13 protein-coding genes and 3 pseudogenes are annotated in these 17562 nt (G+C 68.2%); 7 read left to right on the forward strand and 9 right to left on the reverse strand.

The window, feature by feature from the left end:
• Positions 1–101: 101 nt before the first annotated feature.
• A complete protein-coding gene (locus AB0I82_RS13895) occupies positions 102–2885 on the reverse strand; it encodes an AAA family ATPase (protein WP_363257440.1) in 2784 nt (927 codons plus the stop codon).
• 643 nt (positions 2886–3528) lie between these two features.
• Between AB0I82_RS13895 and AB0I82_RS13900 the strand changes: the two are divergent.
• Together AB0I82_RS13900 and AB0I82_RS13905 are read left to right on the forward strand one after the other, a co-directional pair.
• Positions 3529–3648, forward strand: a pseudogene (locus tag AB0I82_RS13900) (IS5/IS1182 family transposase); the annotation flags it as partial.
• Positions 3649–3701: 53 nt separating this feature from the next.
• The gene (locus AB0I82_RS13905; protein ID WP_363257441.1) at positions 3702–4244 is read left to right on the forward strand and encodes a GNAT family protein; all 543 of its coding nucleotides are present in this window, start codon (positions 3702–3704) and stop codon (positions 4242–4244) included.
• Between the two features lie 276 nt (positions 4245–4520).
• Here the strand turns inward: AB0I82_RS13905 and AB0I82_RS13910 are convergent.
• Positions 4521–4750: pseudogene (locus AB0I82_RS13910) on the reverse strand (NADH:flavin oxidoreductase/NADH oxidase); the annotation flags it as partial.
• A gap of 372 nt (positions 4751–5122) precedes the next feature.
• Here AB0I82_RS13910 and AB0I82_RS13915 point away from each other — a divergent pair.
• On the forward strand, positions 5123–5590 hold the full coding sequence (locus tag AB0I82_RS13915; RefSeq protein WP_363257442.1) for a hypothetical protein: 468 nt from the start codon (positions 5123–5125) through the stop codon (positions 5588–5590).
• Between the two features lie 220 nt (positions 5591–5810).
• Here AB0I82_RS13915 and AB0I82_RS13920 read toward each other — a convergent pair whose 3' ends face one another.
• The 4 genes from AB0I82_RS13920 to AB0I82_RS13935 all read right to left on the reverse strand — a co-directional run bounded on the left by AB0I82_RS13920 (position 5811) and on the right by AB0I82_RS13935 (position 10012).
• Positions 5811–6452: a fasciclin domain-containing protein gene (locus tag AB0I82_RS13920; protein ID WP_363257443.1), complete on the reverse strand. Its 642-nt coding sequence runs from the start codon at positions 6450–6452 to the stop codon at positions 5811–5813.
• Between the two features lie 78 nt (positions 6453–6530).
• Positions 6531–8213, reverse strand: a complete 1683-nt coding sequence (locus tag AB0I82_RS13925; RefSeq protein ID WP_363257444.1) for a molybdopterin-dependent oxidoreductase — start codon at positions 8211–8213, stop codon at positions 6531–6533.
• 462 nt (positions 8214–8675) lie between these two features.
• The gene (locus tag AB0I82_RS13930; protein ID WP_363257445.1) at positions 8676–9425 is read right to left on the reverse strand and encodes an anti-sigma factor; all 750 of its coding nucleotides are present in this window, start codon (positions 9423–9425) and stop codon (positions 8676–8678) included.
• A complete protein-coding gene (locus AB0I82_RS13935) occupies positions 9422–10012 on the reverse strand; it encodes a sigma-70 family RNA polymerase sigma factor (RefSeq protein WP_363257446.1) in 591 nt (196 codons plus the stop codon). Before AB0I82_RS13935 ends, AB0I82_RS13930 begins: the two co-directional genes overlap by 4 nt.
• A 289-nt stretch (positions 10013–10301) precedes the next feature.
• On the opposite strand from AB0I82_RS13935, the gene AB0I82_RS13940 reads away from it, so the two are divergent.
• A complete protein-coding gene (locus AB0I82_RS13940; protein ID WP_363257447.1) occupies positions 10302–10739 on the forward strand; it encodes an NfeD family protein in 438 nt (145 codons plus the stop codon).
• Between the two features lie 29 nt (positions 10740–10768).
• A complete protein-coding gene (locus AB0I82_RS13945) occupies positions 10769–11878 on the forward strand; it encodes an SPFH domain-containing protein (protein ID WP_363257448.1) in 1110 nt (369 codons plus the stop codon).
• Between the two features lie 108 nt (positions 11879–11986).
• Here AB0I82_RS13945 and AB0I82_RS13950 read toward each other — a convergent pair.
• Positions 11987–12778, reverse strand: a pseudogene (locus tag AB0I82_RS13950) (cation:proton antiporter); the annotation flags it as partial.
• Here AB0I82_RS13950 and AB0I82_RS13955 point away from each other — a divergent pair.
• Positions 12765–14138, forward strand: coding sequence for a potassium transporter TrkG (locus AB0I82_RS13955; RefSeq protein WP_363257449.1), 1374 nt, complete (start codon positions 12765–12767; stop codon positions 14136–14138). The pseudogene AB0I82_RS13950 and the gene AB0I82_RS13955 overlap by 14 nt on opposite strands.
• A complete protein-coding gene (locus AB0I82_RS13960) occupies positions 14131–14847 on the forward strand; it encodes a TrkA family potassium uptake protein (protein WP_363257450.1) in 717 nt (238 codons plus the stop codon). Before AB0I82_RS13955 ends, AB0I82_RS13960 begins: the two co-directional genes overlap by 8 nt.
• Before the next feature lie 27 nt (positions 14848–14874).
• On the opposite strand, the gene AB0I82_RS13965 is transcribed toward AB0I82_RS13960, so the two are convergent.
• Together AB0I82_RS13965 and nhaA are read right to left on the reverse strand one after the other, a co-directional pair.
• Positions 14875–15741 carry an alpha/beta hydrolase gene (locus AB0I82_RS13965; protein ID WP_363257451.1) on the reverse strand — a complete coding sequence of 289 codons (867 nt, stop codon included), beginning with the start codon at positions 15739–15741 and terminating at the stop codon, positions 14875–14877.
• Positions 15742–16146: 405 nt separating this feature from the next.
• Entirely contained in the window at positions 16147–17457 is a 1311-nt protein-coding gene (nhaA, locus tag AB0I82_RS13970) for a Na+/H+ antiporter NhaA (protein WP_363257452.1), read from the reverse strand.
• Positions 17458–17562: the final 105 nt, after the last annotated feature.

Raw genomic sequence — 17562 nt, forward strand, 5'->3', positions numbered from 1 at the left:
CCTCCCGATCCGATCGGGACGGTCACCGCGTGCGCTCCTCGGTGGGTACCGCAGCTGTCACCACGCGTTGGCGTGCCCCTCCGCCGGCCGAACCGTCCGGCTCATGATTCTGGTGGGAGCTGGGACACCAATCCCATACGGGAGCTGATGCCGAGCTTGGCGTAGGCATTGCCGAGGTGGTACTCGATGGTCTTGGTGCTGAGAACGAGTTCCCGGGCGATCTGCCGGTTGGTCAGTCCGCGGACCGCGAGCCTCGCCACTGTGAGTTCCATGGCCGTCAGGGCGGGATGCTGTGCGTCGTCGACGGGGCCTCGTGGGGCTCGCCCGCATGCCGTCAGCTCCGTCGTACACCGATCCAAGTACGGCGTGGCCTGAAGACGGTGGAATACCTCCCGAGCGGCTTCGAGCTGCGGGACCGCTGCGCCGCGCTTGCCGATGCGGCGCAGGAAGGTGCCGTAGGCCAAACGCAGCAGTGCCTGTTCCCAGCAGGGTTCGCCCCGCTCGCAGTGGCTCAAGCCTGATTGGAAGGCTCGGTCCGCGAGGTCGGTGTGGCCGCGGGCCGCCTCCAGGATGCCGCGACAGCGAGCAGCTGCCGCCTGATCGAGCCAGCGGTCACGGCCGGCCGCGCGCTCCTCGTAGTCCTTCAGCACCGCTTCGGCGTCGTCGAGCCGTCCTGTGCGCACCAATGCCTCGGAGAGCAGAGTCTGCCAGGGCAAGGGGCCGGGTTCGTCGAGGACGTCGCGGTGGACGATCGTTGGAGCGAGCAGTGGGCGCAGCGCGGTCACCACTCCCTCATGGTCGCCCTGGGCGATCCGGACGTGGGCAACTGCGATGGCTGCGAAGGTGATGTCGCTGATGGCCGAGCGCACCCGAGCCTGCTCAGTGGCGACCTTGGCGTGCCCTTCAGCAGCCTCGCAGTCGCCCCGCCCCGCCAGCAAACAGGCTGTGAATGCGTGAACCGGTGCGAGGATGGAAACCTCGTCCGCGTCCTCCGCCAGGGACACGGCCTGGGTGCCGTGCGCGATGGCGTCGTCCCAGCGGCCCGCGCGATACTCGGCATCGGCGAGGAACCCGAGGGACACAAGGGCCGTGTAGGGCAACCCACGACGCCGGTGTGAGACAAAGGCCTCCTCCAGGTCCCGGCAGGCTGCGCTCAGATCCCCGTTCCAAAGCTGGATCAGGCCGCGGGCCGGCAGGCCCTCCAGCTCTGCCGGGCAAGTCCGGGGCCCCGAGGCAGAAAGATGTGTCAAAGACTGCAGGGCTTCGCTGAAGCGGCCCGCAAGAGCCAGCCCGATGGCCAGGGAATCGCGAAGGAACGACGACCGCTTTCCCGGCGGTATGTCCAGCCCGCGTCGCGACCATGCGATGGCGCTCTGCGTGTCACCTTCAATGAGGTGTAGCCAGGCCAGCTGCTCCGTTGCATAGCGGATCGTGTCGGTGGGCACATCCGCACCACAGCTCTCCCAGCAGGCGATGAGTTCGCGTCGGGCCTCGTCCACACGGCCGCATTTGAGGGCCAGATGTCCCAGAACGTAATGCTGTTCGGCGCTGCGCGGCAGGTTGCGCACGAACTGCTCCAGTTCGGCGGCCTGGCTGATGTCGCCAGCCAGCAGCAGGTGTTCCACCGCCTGGAGAAACCGCTGCGCACGATGGGCCTGATCCGTGGACAGCCGGGCGGCTGCCATCATCGTGGCGGCCGCTGGGGACCAAGCCCCCTCTTCTGCTTGCTGCACAGCAAACCGACCGAGCTCGTCAGCAAGATCCGTGTCAGGCGCCACAGCGGCGCGAGCCCGGTGGTGCAGCGCCACAGCCGGATCGTCGACCAACAGGCTTGCGGCCCGCTCGTGAAACTGCGAGCGCAGGGCCGGTGGCAAACCTTGATACACGGCAGCCCGCGCGAAGGGGTGCGGGAAGACGGCCTTGGGCAGTTCCGTAGCCGCCTCCTCCCGGAGCAGCTCGCGCTCCAAGGCCTCCGTCAGCGCCTCCAGGGGATCAGGCACAGCACCGATCCGCGCGGCCAGATGCAACGGACTTGCCATTCCGAGCACTGAGGCGGCTTCCACCAGTCGGCGCGTTCGCGGGCTGCAACCATTGAGCCTGGCAATGATGAGGCGATCGTACGCGCGAGGCGCGGGCAGAACGACGTCGCTTCCCACGAAAGCTGAGGCAGGAAACTGCCGCAGCAGGGCTTTGATGTGCAGGGGGTTTCCTTGCGTGTGCTCGCGTATCCGGGTGGCGGCCCACCGCGGCAGCGGCTCGCCGCCCAGTGCGGCGTTGATCTGACAGAGTTCCTTGACGCCGAAGCCCTCCAGCCGAAGCTTGAGGGTGCTGTCGTCAGCGAGCAGCCGGCGCAGTCCCGGCGGCAGCCTGGGGTCGCCCGCGTCCCTCGCCACAAGCACGGTCATCACCCGGTCCACGCGAAGTCGCCGCAGTACGAAGGTGAGTGCGTGCAAGGAGGACGTGTCGGCCCAGTGGGCATCGTCGATGACCACGACGAGGGGGGCGCGCTCCTGGAACCTGTCGATGGCATCGAGCAGGCCGGCCCCCACGGCGATCGGCTCCGGCACGGCCGCACCGGGCCGTGCACAGTGTTCCAGGCCCTCCAGTAACGGGTCGAGCCGCTCGGTAATGTGCGCAATCAGTTGCGTCACGACGGCGTAGGGGAGATGAGTCTCGTTCTCCTCGCCACTGGCCTGGAGGAGACAGCCATCCGGGGGGATGTCCGCGAGAAAGCGGCGTACCAGACAGGTCTTACCGATGCCGGCAGGACCTTCGACAACGACGAGTTGCGGCTCGCTGTTCGTAGCCCGCCGCAAGCTCATGTTCATCGCGGAGACTTCGCCCTCTCGCCCAAGAAAGAGCATCGGCCCCGCTTGGCCCGGCATGTGGCACCACTCCCCAGGAGCCGCGCGTAGTGCGCGGCCAGTGATACTCCCCTCACGGTAGTCAGTAGTCAGACGTCGTTCCAGCCACACTTCCATTCTGGGCAAGCGACCGCGGAAGTCAGCGCCAGCGGCCAATCTTCAGGGGAAGCCTCATTCATGCCCCGTGGCCACGGTCTCCTCATAGCCCTCACGCGCAGCAGACTTCAGTCAGGCCCGAGCGATGTGTCGATAACCCCGGGGAACCCCGGAGCTGGCCCCCGGGGCAACCCAGGAGCTCCGCTGCGTACGGTGTCGAACAAACAGGAGAGGAAGGGTCAAGATGGATGTCTTCACGTGTATCCTCCCGCTGACATTACCGCTGGCGGTACTGTGCTTCATCGTGAAAGCCTTGCTGAACGAGGAAGAAAAATAGCGGCATGGCAAAGGGTGGCATCTTGGAGCAGCTGCGTTAGTAGTTGTAGCGGTCGGACTGCTTACCGCCCTGATGCATAGGTGCGCGCAGAACTACACCGGACAGGTTCGCCTGTATCCACGATGACGGCCACGCACGTGATACCGACCCCATCGCGCGACGAAGAGGGCGAGCGAGCCCACACCAGAAACCATGTTCCTAACGGCGTCGCTTGCTGCCGTGAGGCGGGACAGTGGCAGGTACCACAGACTCAGCCCGCGCTACGAGCGAAATCCCCGCAACTACCTGGCGTTTCTCGGTCTCGCTGCAGCCACCTGCTGCAGCAAGCGGCCCATTCGCCTCACCAGCTAGGACACGGTCTTATTGATTTACCGCCTGCCAGTCCGATCGGATAGGAAGCTTGCATGTTAAAGGGCAGCAAGGTCGGGCTCAGGGCCCGGCGCGAGGACGACATTCCGGCCCTGCAAGCCGAGCTGCACGACGACGTGGTCAACTACTCGCGGTCCGAAAGCCGGCCGTGGCGGCCGATCACGCCCGGCTCGAAGGACTCGCAGTTCGTAGTGGACGACAAGGAACAACGGCACGTCCCATTCTCCGTGGTGGAGCTGGACGGCGGCACGCTGGTCGGCACCGCGACGCTGTGGGACATCGACAACCACAACCGGTCCGCGCACATCGGGCTGGAGCTGCTGCCGTCCTCCCGCGGAAAGGGCTACGGCACCGACGTGGTCGCGGTGCTGTGTCACTACGGTTTCGTCGTCCGCGGCCTGCAGCGGCTGCAGATCGAGACGCTGTCGGACAACGCCGTGATGCTCCGCTCCGCCGAGCGCAACGGCTTCGTCCGCGAGGGCGTGCTGCGCTCCTCGGCCTGGGTGATGGGCGAGTTCCTGGACGAGGTGCTACTCGGGCTCCTCGTCCACGACTGGAAGCCGGTCTCGAAGGGCTAGGCTGCCGCCCGGCGGTCAAGGACGAGCCCTGCAGCCGACGTGGACGGCCGAGGGCCAGGACGGCGACCTTGTCCGGCGTGGGCCGTGGGCCCCGCTCGCCGACCAACAAGCGATACGCCCAGACCAAGGCCGCGTATCAAAAAGTTCGAACCCACCCGGGCTGATGTGTCATCAGGTGCCGGCTGATGATGGCGAGAGTGAGCTGATGTGCTCCAGGAGAGCTCAGGCGCAGAGCGTGAAGGTGTCGCCAGTGGTGACCTGAGAGTTCGTGCAGCTTGCGTGAGCTATCTCAATACCCATAGCCGCACCCTGTGACTTGATGAAGTCCGTAATGTGGCGGAAGGCCGCGATCTGGGTGTCGTTCCACAGGCCTGGAAGTGCCAGTCGTTGGGCACGCCCTGCTCGGCCCCGTCCGGAGCCGCCGAGTACTGGCACATCGCGGCCATCCCCAGGCGGTTCGGAATGGTCAGCAACCGAAGGGTGATCGGCTCGAACAGTGCGCTCACAGCAGGCTCCTGTACGTGAACGGGGCGGGGCTCCGTCAGCTTCGCCGCTGCCCGCCTTGACCATCCCGTCCGGTCCGCGACACGCAGGGAACGAGACCCGAGGCCAAAGAACAGATTGATCTTCGCCTCTCGACGCGTCTCGAACGCGCGTTTCCCTTCACCCTCTGGCTTCCCAATATGTCGCCAGGGCGGGCCATCTCCATGGCTGCCCTGCGGTAACCGTGCTCACGAGGGCATGCACACCTCAAGAGTCGGCGAAACGCGGCTTGCCGGGGCACAAGAATCCCCTCTTTCCCCGCTCAACGAAACCGCGAAGAGCCGATACATCGCAGCGACGGCCTGCTCAGGCCGTCGCGGAAGGAGCGTTGCAGCATGGCTGCAATCACCAAGATCCGTGCCCACGTGATGACCACGAACGTCGCCCAGGCCGCTTCCGGCGCCTGGGTCTACCTCGGCATCGGCGGCCGGGAATTCCTGCTCGACATCCAGGGCGCCGACCTCACCCAGGGCGGCGACGACGAGTACTTCTTCGGCGAGGACGCCAACGTCGAGAACGCCGAGTACAACGACCCCCGCACACCTCCGCTCAGCACCGAGGACGTGGCCGCATTCCCCGTCTACCTCCGCTTCGAATCCGCCGGCAGCGCAGCAGGCTGGTGCCTGGAATGGGTGTCGGTGACCGCCAACCCCGGCACCCACGACGCCCAGCGGTTCGTCCACCCCAGCCTCCGTGAGATCACCGAGAAGAACCGGATCTGGCTGGACAACTCCTACGGCAAGGCCGTCTACCTGCGGCCCGAGGACGAACGGACCGAGACCCCGACACCGCGAGCGCTGTAGAGCCCCAGCAACCCAAGAACCCATCGCGGCGCAGACACGCCGCACGGACGGGACAGCAAAACGCACACATATGTTGCTCCGCACCGGAGATCCGGTGCGGAGCAACATACGCGTTCGACACCCTCCGCCAACACCTCGCCCCCTGCTGCGCGAAGACGCGGAACAAGGGGCGAATCGACGGCGGTCGGCCGGCAGAGGCGCGTCGGCGGACGGGCGGGCGTTACATCTTCGGCATCAGGACGCTGTCGATGATGTAGACCGTGGCGTTGGCCGTGGGCACGTTGCCGCAGACCACCTTGGCGCTGTCGTTGACCTGGTAGTTCGTGCCGGACCCGGACGTGGTGAGCTTGCTCTTCTCAAGGGTGGGGTACGAGCCGTTCTCCAGCTGCTTGGGCGTGAGCTTCTGGCCGACGACGTGGTAGGTCAGGATCTTGGTGAGCTGCTCCTTGTCATTGAGGACCTTGTTGAGCTGGTCCTTGGGGATCTTGTCGAATGCGTCGTTGGTGGGCGCGAAGACCGTGATGTTCTTGGCGTTGTTGAGGGTGTCGACCAGGCCGGCCTTCTTCACCGCGGTGACCAGCGTGGAGAGGGCCGGGTTGTTCGACGCGGCGGTGGCGACCGGGTCCTCGGCCATGCCGTCGAAGCTGCCCTTGCCGTCCTTGGGAACGGAGGAGCAGGCGGGTCCGAACGGGCCCGACATGGCGCTCGCGCCGCTGCTTTCCTTGGACTTCTCCCGCGAGGAGCTGCTGTTGGACGGCTTGGACTTACCGCCGTCGTCGCTGGAGCAGGCGGCCAGCGAGAGCGGCAGCGCGACGGCGGCGGTGAGTGCCAGAGCGGCGCGGCGGATGGCGGTGGTGTTCATGAGGTTCTCCTGTGGTCCTGTGGTGGTGCGCAACTGAGGGTGAATTGCGGTTAGTTGTCGGCGAGGGACGGCGTGAGGTCAGGTCACGGTGACCACCACCGAGTGCCAGCCGGAGGCGCCGTTGGGGATGGGGCGGGCCCGTTTACTGGTCTGGGTGTAGCCGGTGCGGTCCGTGGCGCGGACTTCGAGGGTGTGGGTGCCGGGACGGGCCGGCCATTCCCACAGCCACTGGCGCCAGGTGTCGACGGGCCCCTCGGTGGCCAGCCGGGCTTCCTGCCAGCGGCCGCCGTCGACGCGTACGTCCACGCGGTCGATGCCCTTGTGCTGGGTCCAGGCAACGCCGGCCACGGTGACGGTGCCGGCCTTGACCGAGGCGAACGGCTTCGGGGTGTCGATGCGGGACTGGGTCTTGATCGGGGCCTTGCGTGCCCAACTCCGCTTGACCCAATAGGTGTCGTACGCGTCGAACGTGGTCAGTTCGATGTCCTGGATCCACTTGCAGGCCGAGACGTAGCCGTACAGGCCGGGGACGAGCATGCGGACCGGGAAACCGTGGATGAACGGCAGCGGCTCGCCGTTCATGCCGACCGCGAGCATCGCGTCGCGGCCGTCCATGACCGTTTCCACCGGCGTCCCGATGGTCATGCCGTCCACGGAGCGGGCGACGAGCTGGTCGGCCGGGCCGCCTTGGGACGGCGGCCGTACGCCTGCTTCGCGCAACAGCCCGGCCAGGGGCGCGCCCAGCCAACGGGCGGAGCCGATGTACGGACCGCCGACCTCGTTGGACACGCACGTCATGGTGATGTCGCGTTCGATCAGGTCCCGGCGGAGCAGGTCCTGGTAGTCCAGCGTCAGCGGTGTGGTGACGCCCTTGCCGTGGATACGCAGCCGCCATCGGTCGGCGTTCAGGCGCGGGACGGTCAGTGCGGTGTCGACGCGGTAGAAGTCGCGGTTGGTGGTGGTGAAGGGGGTCAGTCCGGGCAGCCGCTGGTCCACTCCGCGGGGCAACTTCGGGGCGGGTGAGGCAGGTTGGGGCAGCCGGACGGCGGCGCGGGAGGCTTCGGCCTGGGCGGCTGTGCCCGTGTTCAGCTGACATCCCAGGGCACCGGCCCCTGTGGAGGCGGCCGCTACTGCGCCCGCGCCAAGGAGGAACCCTCTGCGTCCTGGTCCCCTGAAGGTTCCCGGGCGCCTCAGGCCGTCAGCAGTCGGCGGCCCCGATTCCGGGCCCGGGCCGGTCGCCGCGTCCGGCCCCGTACCCGTACCCGTATGCGTAGCCGTCGTCTCCCCCGGCTCCCCCGTACCAACAGCGAGACGGCCGATGAGCCAGTACAACACCCCCGCTCCGACCACCGCGCCGGCCAGTGACGGGACCGCGTCCCACGCCTCCGTCGAGTCGGGCCTGCCGGTCGCGGCGAGCGCTCCCACGACGCCGAAGACGAGCACGCCGAGGGAGGCGGTACGCCGTATGCGGAGGGCGAGGATGCCCAGGGCCAGGGCGAACAGCGCGAGCGCGGCCAGGATGCCGAGCTGGAGGACGAGCTTGTCATTGCTGCCGAACTGGCGGATCGCCCAGTCCTTCAACGGCGCGGGCGTACGGTCGATGACCGCACCGCCCACCGCGGTGACCGGGCTCGCCTCGGGCCGTACGGCGACGGAGACCAGTTCGGCCGCGGCCAGGGCAGAGTAGCCGGCCAGCAGGCCGCTCACCGCCGCGGCGGCGGTCCGGGTCACTGCGCTTCCTCGTGTACTCACACCATGCATTCGGAGCCGGTGGGCGGGCGGATTGGTCGATCCGGGAGACGGAGCGGCCGATCGCTCGAGGGAGCGGCATGACCGACGGACGGCGGCGAACGGCGGTGGTGGGCAGCGGGATCGCGGGGCTGCTGCGTCTGGTGGGATCTTCCTGATCGCCTGTGACACCTGGGCGACGGCCACCGGGGTGACCGCCGCCGGGCCGTTGGTGATGCAGTGACGGATACCTGGATGGGCGCGGGAACGTATGCGGTCGTGCTGGTGAAGGCGTCATGCGCCCACCGCGACCTCGCCCGCAGAGCTGCGACTGCGGTCACCACTCCCAGCTGGTCGGAGCCGCCGCATCACCGGACAACTGGTTCGCCACCCTCCGCTTCCCCCCTCTTGTCGGACACGGCGACGCGGCGACCGCGCGTGACGGTCGCCGCGTCCCTGCCAGTTCTGCCGTCCCGCGGCAGGCCGGACAGCCTCTCAGACGGAAAACTTGAGCAAGCCGATCGGGGCGGAGGTCGGCTGCTCGGAGCCGCCCGCGGGTTCCACCGTGATACCCATCCCCGACGCCTTGCCCACGCGCCCTTCCAGCAGCGCGGACTGGGCTCCGGTGCCGCCGGCCCCGCCCATCACCCCGGCGGACCGCATCGTGCCGCCGTCGTCGAACCACAGCTGGTACACCTTGTCCTCGGGCAGTCCGGGCAGGCCCGACGCAAGGAACGCCGCCCGGTCCCGGTCCCGGGAGACCACCACAGTGCCGGTCGCCCCGTCCTGGAGCGAGCCCTTGGTGACCTTGGCGTCCGGCGCCGTGAACACGGCATTGAGCTCGGCCGCCTGCGCCTCGGCCTGCCGCGCCCGGCTCCGTGCGTCCTCCGCCGCCTGGTGCTGCCACACGGCGACCCCGCCGAATACCGCGGCAGCCGCCACACACGCCGCCAGTGCGAAGTGCCGCAGCGAGCGGTTCCACCTCCGGGTACCACCGCGCGCCGCGACCTGCGGAGGCTCCTGCCGAACCGAGTCGATCAGATGCAGCACCCGGTCCTTCATCTCCGGGGGCGGGGACTCGGCGACGGCCAGCCCCAGCCGTTCGGCGGTCGCCGAGAACTCCCGCACCTCCTGCGCGCACGCCTCGCACGCGGCCAGATGCCGCTCGAATCCCGCCCGCTCCGTCTGCGGAAGGGCGTGCAGTACGTACGCTCCGGTCGCGGTGTGCAGATCGGCGCTGGTCATACGCTCACCCCCAGGCAGTCACGGAGCCGGATCAGCCCGTCACGCATCCGTGTCTTCACGGTTCCCAACGGCAGCGACAAGAGCTGGGCGATCTCCCGGTACGTCAGCCCCCGGTAATACGCGAGAGTCACCGACTCCCGCTGCAACTTGGTGAGGGCACCCATGCACCGGCGCACCCGTTGCCGCTCCCAGCGGCTTTCGACCTGCTCGGTCACCTCGTCGTAGGCGGAGGTGTGATCGAGCAGCGCCGCCTTGTGCTCGCGTTCGGCCTCGGCCTGCACCGCCCGGACCCGGTCCACCGCACGCCGGTGGGCCAGCATCATCACCCACGTCATCGCCCGGCCCTTGTCGGCACGGAAGCGGGCCGCGCAGCGCCAGACCTCGATGAGCACCTCCTGGGCGACCTCCTCGGACTGAGCCCGATCACGCAGAATGCCGCGGACCATGCCCAGTACCGGCCCGCTCACCCGGTCGTACACCTCGCCGAAAGCCTCCTGGTCCCCGCCGGCGACCCGGGTCAGCAGAGCCTCCAGGTCGGGCCCCCGGGGCTCGGCCGGCGAGGCGGCAGCAGCGTCAGCGGACCTCATGCGACTCCCTCATCGACCATCGGCCTTTCCTGAATCCTCGCGTACACACAGCTCCGGACCTTCTCGTACGGACAGAGGTGATTCGGAGCCGACGCGCAAAAGGATTGGTCCGGCCGAAAAGGAAATGCCGTTGCGGTCCCTGCCAGGTCAGGCCGGGGCAGCTGCCCGCAGGCACCCCACCGACCAGGGCAAACCTCTTAACGATCAAGAACCGCAGCCGTCGTGTCAGTGCCGCCCGGCGTCCAGGGAGGTAGCTTGGTGGAGAGGGCCCCTCAAGGAGGGCGATTCGATGCCGTGGTTCGTATGGCTGCTCGCCGCCGCGGCGCTGGGTGCCGCGGAGTTCTTCACCCTGACACTGGTCTTCGGGCTGCTGGCGGGTGCTGCGTTGGTTGCCGCCGTGGTCGCCGGTGTGGGCATCGGCATTCTCGGCCAGCTCGTGGCCCTCGGGGCAGCAGCGGCAGCGGGCCTCCTCATCGTCCGTCCTGTCGCGCTGCGGCACATGGCACAGCAGCCCCTCGCACGCGAGGGCAGTGATGCGCTGATCGGCAAGCGGGCCGAGGTGGTACAGGAGGTCACCGCGACCCACGGTCTGATCAAACTCTCCGGCGAAGCGTGGTCCGCCCGCGCTCTCGACGAGAGCCTGGTGATCCCGGTGGGAGCGCTGGTGGATGTCATGGAGATCGAAGGCGCCACGGCCGTCGTCTACCCCCGCGAACTCCTTCCATGAACGGCTGAACACAGAGCAATGGAGGCACTGTGGATCCAGTTGTCATCCCCGTTCTGGTGGCGGCCATTGTTGTCGTCTTCCTTGTGGCCTCCACTGTGCGGATCGTCCCGCAGGCGCGCCGCTACAACATCGAGCGGTTCGGCCGGTATCGCCGGACGCTGCAACCCGGACTGAACCTTGTCGTGCCAGTGGCGGACCGCATCAACACCAAACTCGACGTGCGCGAGCAGGTCTATTCGTCCGACCCCAAGCCGGTGATCACTGAGGACAACCTCGTGGTGAATATCGACACGGTCCTCTACTACCAGATCACTGACCCGCGGGCGGCGGCCTACGAGGTTGCTGACTATCTGCAGGCGATCGATCAGCTCACCGTGACCACGCTGCGGAACGTCATCGGCAGCATGGACCTGGAGGAGACGCTCACCTCGCGTGAGGAGATCAACGCCCGGCTCCGCGCCGTCCTCGACGATGCCACCGGCAAGTGGGGTATCCGGGTCAACCGCGTCGAGATCAAGGCCATCGATCCGCCGAACACCATCAAGGAAGCGATGGAAAAGCAGATGCGGGCCGAGCGTGACAAGCGCGCCGCCATCCTGCATGCCGAAGGGGACCGGCAAGCCAAGATCCTCACTGCAGAAGGCACGAAGCAGCAGGACATCCTGGAGGCACAGGGCACGCAACAAGCCATGATCTTGCGGGCGGACGGCGAAGCGAAGGCGGTGGAGCGCGTCTTCCAGGCCGTCCATCGCAACAATGCCGACCCGAAGATCCTGGCCTACAAGTACCTCGAGACGCTCCCGCACCTGGCGAAGAGCGACAACAACACGTTCTGGGTGATCCCGGGAGAGCTGACCGAGGCAGTTCGGACCGTCACCAGTGCGTTCGGTGATCAGTCGACGGCAGGTCCTCCCCCACCCGCGCAACCCGAGGAAGCAGCCACCGCCGACGCTGACGAGGCGTCAGGCGAAGGCCGGACTCCGGAGCTGGAGGCAGGCTCGACGAATTCGCTCGACGCTGCCACGGCTGCTGACGAGGCCGTGAAGCAGGCCGCCGCTGCGGTGAGCGACGCCAAGGCGGAGGCCGAGGCCGCGAAATCGCCCCAGGTGCCGCGCCGAGGGCAGGCGTCCGGCGATTGAGCCCCCCGGCTGTCGCCCGGGGCCGCAGTGAGGCGTCCAGAGCGCGCGGTCAGCCCGTGCACGTCGATCTGGGCCAGGCTCGACGTCCGCCCCGACACCCCCGACGGCCAGCAGCCCGGCCGCGAACCCCTTCGGACCGAACCACGCCGCGACCAGCTTCTCCCTGCGCTCGAATCGGGTCCCGATCAGCGAGATCAGGAGCGAGGCGGGCCTGATCAGTACGATGGCCAGCACCACGGCGATGTAGCCGCCCACCGGCAGGTCACCGAACAGCGTCGGCGTCAGCAACGCTCCGAAGACCAGCAGCGCCGCGAACTGCGCCAGCTCAGCGAGTGATTCCCCCAGCGGCTCGAATGCGCGCTTGGCTTCCGGCGAGACCTCGGTGAGCACGGCGCCCGCGGAAAACGCCGCGAGGTACGGGTTGGCGTGCGTCAGGTGGCAGGTCGCGTACAGGATCACGCCGATCGCCAGTGGCAGCAGCGGCTGCAGTTTCGGCTCCGCGCCCAGCAGGCGGAAGCGCACCAGCCAGTTGACGATGACGGGGAACAGCACGCCGAAGACCAGGCCGAGCAGCAGCTCCAGGCCGATCGTGGACAGTGACGCCTCGGCGTGACCACCGGTCGCGGCCGCGGCCGCGATCAGGATCAGGACTATGGGGAGCGCCAGCCCGTCGTTGACTCCGCTCTCCAGCGCTGCCGGAACCCGGCAGCCACCGCCCCTCCTTGAAGGCGCCCCACGCCTCGTCCAACTGCGCCGTTCGCGCGGTCTCCGCCGGTCGAAGGCCGGGCCGGACCCGGACCGTCTCCGCTCACACGGATAGGGTGACGACTCGCGAAGATCTTGACGGAGTACTGATACTCGGCGGAGGCGAAGGGAGGGCGCGCAGATGTCAGGACGCATGGCGGGGGTGTGGCATTCGGTGTTCACGGCCCATCCGGCGCGTACCGTCGTCATGGCGTTCGCCGGAGTGGTACTTGCCGGAGCCGTGCTGCTGGCTCTGCCGCTCTCCGCCCAGGGCAGCCAGGGCACGGATGTCATCACGTCACTGTTCACCGCGACCTCGGCGGTGTGCGTGACGGGTCTGGCCGTGGTCGACACCGGCACGTACTGGAGCGGCTTCGGCCAGGGCGTCATCCTGGCGCTGATCCAGGTCGGCGGCTTCGGCATCATGACGATGGCCTCGGTGCTGGCTCTGCTGATCTCCGGAAAGCTGCGGCTGCGGATGCAGCTCACCGCGCAGGCGGAGACCAAGAGCCTGGGCATTGGGGACGTACGGCGGGTGCTGCTCGGGGTGGCCGGTTCCACGCTGATCGTGGAGCTGGCTGTCGGGATGATTCTCGCGCTGCGCCTGCGGTTCGCCTATGGCAACTCGGTCGGGGACGCCCTCTACCTGGGGCTCTTTCACGCCGTGTCGGCCTTCAACAATGCCGGCTTCGGACTCCACGCCGACAGCCTCACCCGCTACGCGCAGGACCCGTGGGTGACACTGCCCGTCGCCGCGGCGGTCATCCTGGGCGGCATCGGCTTTCCCGTCCTGCTCGAGTTGCTGCGCCACCGTAACCGCCGTCGTACGACCGGGCGGCGGTACTGGTCTTTGCACACCAAGCTCACCCTGGTCACCACCGCGGTTCTGCTCCTGGTCGGCACCGTCCTGACCTGCCTGCTGGAATGGTCCAACCCCGGCACGCTGGGCCCCTTCGACTGGCCGCAGAAGATCCTCAATGGCTTCTTCCACTCGGCGATGACGCGCACCGCGGGCTTCAACGCCCTGGACATCGGCGCGCTGCACGCCTCCACGCTGCTGCTCACCTGCATGCTGATGTTCATCGGCGGTGGCAGCGCGGGCACTGCCGGCGGCATCAAGGTCACCACCTTCGCGGTACTGGCGGCCGCGATACTCGCCGAGGTGCGCGGTGAGCCGCACTCTGCCGTCATGGGCCGCACACTCGGCCCGCACGTCCTGCGCCAGGCACTGACCGTGGCGCTGCTCGGCGTGGGCCTGGTCATGAGCGCCACACTCGCGCTGCTGACCCTCTCCAGGGAGCCGTTCGAGGCAGTGCTCTTCGAAGTTGTCTCTGCCTTCGGCACCGTGGGGCTGTCCACGGGCATCACCGCCGACCTCCCTGACGCCGGCCGGCTGATTCTCACGTTGCTGATGTTCGTCGGCCGGCTCGGTCCGATCACCCTGGTGTCGGCACTCGCCCTCCGCGAAAGGACCCGCCGCTACCAGCTACCCGAGGAGCGACCTGTCATTGGATAAGCATCTGCGATTCCTGCCCCGGCGTCGGAACCGGTCCGGAGAGCGGCATGCCGCGCCGGGCGACCAGCGCGTCGTCGTCATCGGCCTGGGCCGCTTCGGCAGCTCCCTCGGGCACGAGCTGATGCGACGCGGCTGGGACGTCCTGGGCGTCGACTCCGATCCGCGCCTCGTCCAGAGGTACAGCGACGCGCTCACCCACGCCGCGGTCGCCGACTGCACCGACCCGGAGGCGCTCCGCCAGCTCGGTATCAAGGAATTCACCAGCGCGGTCGTCGGCATCGGAACGGACATAGAGGCGAGCATCCTGGTCACCTCCAACCTCCTTGAGGCGGAGGTGCCGAACATCTGGGCCAAGGCCGTCAGCCGCCAGCACGGTCAGATCCTGGAGCGGCTCGGCGCCCACCACGTCGTCCTTCCCGAGCACGAAATGGGTGAGCGCGTCGCCCACCTGGTGACCGGCCGCATGCTCGACTTCATCGAGTTCGACGACGACTACGCCCTGGTCAAGACCGTTGCTCCGGCGATCGTTACCGGCCTCCCCCTCGGCCGGAGCCTGGTGCGCAGCAAGTACGGCGTGACGGTTGTCGGCATCAAGCGCCCGTCGCAGGACTTCACGCACGCCACCGCGGAAACGGTCGTCGAGAAGGGCGACGTCATCATCGTCACCGGCAAGACCCGCGCCGTGGAAGCGTTCACCGACCTGAGCTGATCACCGGCCGGCCGGGGGTGGTTCCCCTCACCGGGTCGCGCAGAAATCGCGTATCAGCTCGGCCGCCGTGTGCGGTGCCTCATCGAGAAGCAGGTGTCCCGCTTCCTCGACGACTCGCAGTTCAACTCCCAGCCGCTGGGCGGCGGCCGGCCCGAGGGCCGACGGCGGAAGGAAGACGTCGTGGCGCCCCGTCATCACCATGCACGGCGTCGCCCGTCGCTCTTTCAGCAGAGCAGCGGGCAGCGGCGGCGGGGCCAAGCTGCTGCGGCACGACGTCCCGACCAGGGCCATCCATGCGGCCAAGTCCTCACCCACCGGTCTGTCGGGCGCCATCATGCAGCGGAGCAGCCCGGTGGCACGTGGCACCGACGGCCGCACGAGCCAGGGAACCGTCGCGGCCAGTACGGAACGGCTGACCCTCACGCGCGTGACGCCGGCGCTGGAGACCAGGACACGTCCGACGATCCGCGGAGAATCACTGGCCAAGGCGATTGCTCCGCCGAGCGAATGCCCAATGACCACTGCGGGCCCCGGCACAGCAGCTTCCAGGACCTCGCTCAGCCAGTTTCCGTACCAGGCCATGCGATCACGTCGTGGCCTGCGTTCCTCGCTCAGGCCGGGCTGGCCGGGAACGTCGAGTACGACCGTGTGCCTGTCGGCGGACAGCGCCGCGGCCATGCTCAAACACACCGCCGCGTTCATGTTCGTCCCCGGGATGAGGACAACGCTCGGCGTGCCGCGCGCAGGAGCCGGTCCCGCGGTCAGAACGCTGGTCCGGCCGGCCGACGTCATGATGTCCGAACGGACATGGCCGACGCCCCAGGCGTCGATTCGCTGGGTGCACCACTTCCGTATCCGTTCCCGGCCCTCGGCACTCTTGTAGATCGACGCCACGGGCGCATCCTAGAGGCCCTGCTTGTCACAACAGCGGCACTTCCAGGACCTCGGTTGCCTCGGTCACCGAAGTCTCCAGCTCGCCGCCGGCGGGGCTTCAGGCGCCCTGCCAATGCGTGTCAGGCGAATCATTTGCTGCGGCTGCACGAGTCCACGATGACCGCCACGAGCGCTCCCACGAGCAGGGCCCATGCTGCAGCGCCGGGCCCGACAGATGGCCGGCCGAGGGCAGCAGCCACGAGAGCCGCGGTCGCGCCGGCAGCCAGAGCCCGGCCGTTGCGGGCGAAAGCCCAGTGCTGCCGGGCGCTTCCCGGCCGCTTGAGCTCCGCCACCGCGGACCTGACGGCGAATGCAGCAGCGATGATCAGCACGGTCAGCGCCGCAGGGAGTGCTGTTCCGGCTATGTCAGCCACGAGCGCCCTTCCCCTGACCACTCTGCTCGTCCTGGTAGATGTCAGGGATGCCGTCGGCGTCCGCGTCGAGGTTCTCCGCCTCCCACAGCCTGCGGTAGATCCGGTCCCGGCGTTTGAGCAGCACGGCCGCGATCGCCGCCGCCAGTAGCGAGCCGATCAGTACCGCGGCCTTGATGTGCACGACGTCGCCGGGATCGGGGAAAGCGAGCTCGCCGATCAGCAGGGACACGGTGAATCCGATCCCCGCCAGTACGGCGAGGGCGAAGACATCCGCCCAGGCCAGGTCCGGGTTCAGGCGCGCCCTGGTGAATCTGGCGGCCAGATACGTCCCGGCGAAGATGCCCACCGTCTTGCCGACCACCAGCCCCAGCACCACCCCCAGCGGCTCGGGCCGAGTGAAGAGCTCCAGCCCGGCGGACGTGATGCTCACCCCGGCAGCGAACAGGGCGAAGGCCGGCACCGCGAATCCGGCCGAGACCGGTCGCAGCAGATGCTCGGTCCGTTCCCCCGGTGAGGCCGCCTCGTCCTTGTCGCGCCGGATGCGCAGGATGAGCCCCATGGCGACGCCTGCGACGGTGGCGTGCACTCCCCCGTTGTACATCAAGGCCCAGATGGCCACGCCGAGCGGTACGTACCACCACCAACCCCGTACGCGCAGCCGCTGCAGCACGTAGAAGACGATGAGGCCGCCCAGCGCGCCGGCGAGTGCCGCCGGGTTCAGGTCCGCGGTGAAGAACACCGCGATGACCAGGATCGCGCCGAGGTCGTCCACCACGGCCAGCGTCAGCAGGAAGGCGCGCAGGGCTGCTGGCAGATGAGTACTGAGCACCGCCAGCACCGCCAGCGCGAAGGCGATGTCGGTGGCCATCGGTACAGCCCAGCCCTTAAGGCTGCCACCACCTCCCGCAGCGGTGGCGACGTAAATTGCTGCGGGCACCACCATGCCGCAGAGCGCGGCGATTACCGGCAGCGCGGCCCGGGAGGGGGTACGCAACTCCCCGACCACCAGCTCGCGTTTGAGCTCTATGCCGGCAACCAGGAAGAAGATGGTCAGCAGTCCGTCGGCCGTCCAGTGTTCCAGCGAGAGGTTCAGCCCGAGCGCGGAGATCCCGAAATGGGTCTCCCCGAGCGTCTCGTAACTGTGCCGCCACGGGGTGTTCGCCCAGATCAGCGCGAGCGCCGCGGCCGCGAGCAGCACCAGTCCGCCGACCGTCTCGGTCCGCAGCGCCTGCGCCACCCGCGTACGCTCCGGCCAGGGCAGCCGGCCGAGGAGAACAGAACGCTCACGCGGGGCGGCGCACATCGCTTGGACCTCCGGGACATCAGCATCTGGGCATAGAACCCCTTCGACGCCGACCAGACTTCCCGGCACACCGCGCGTCCTTGACGCGTTCTTTACACCCTACCC

The organism is Streptomyces sp. NPDC050315 (genome assembly GCF_040655775.1).
Taxonomy (GTDB): domain Bacteria; phylum Actinomycetota; class Actinomycetes; order Streptomycetales; family Streptomycetaceae; genus Streptomyces.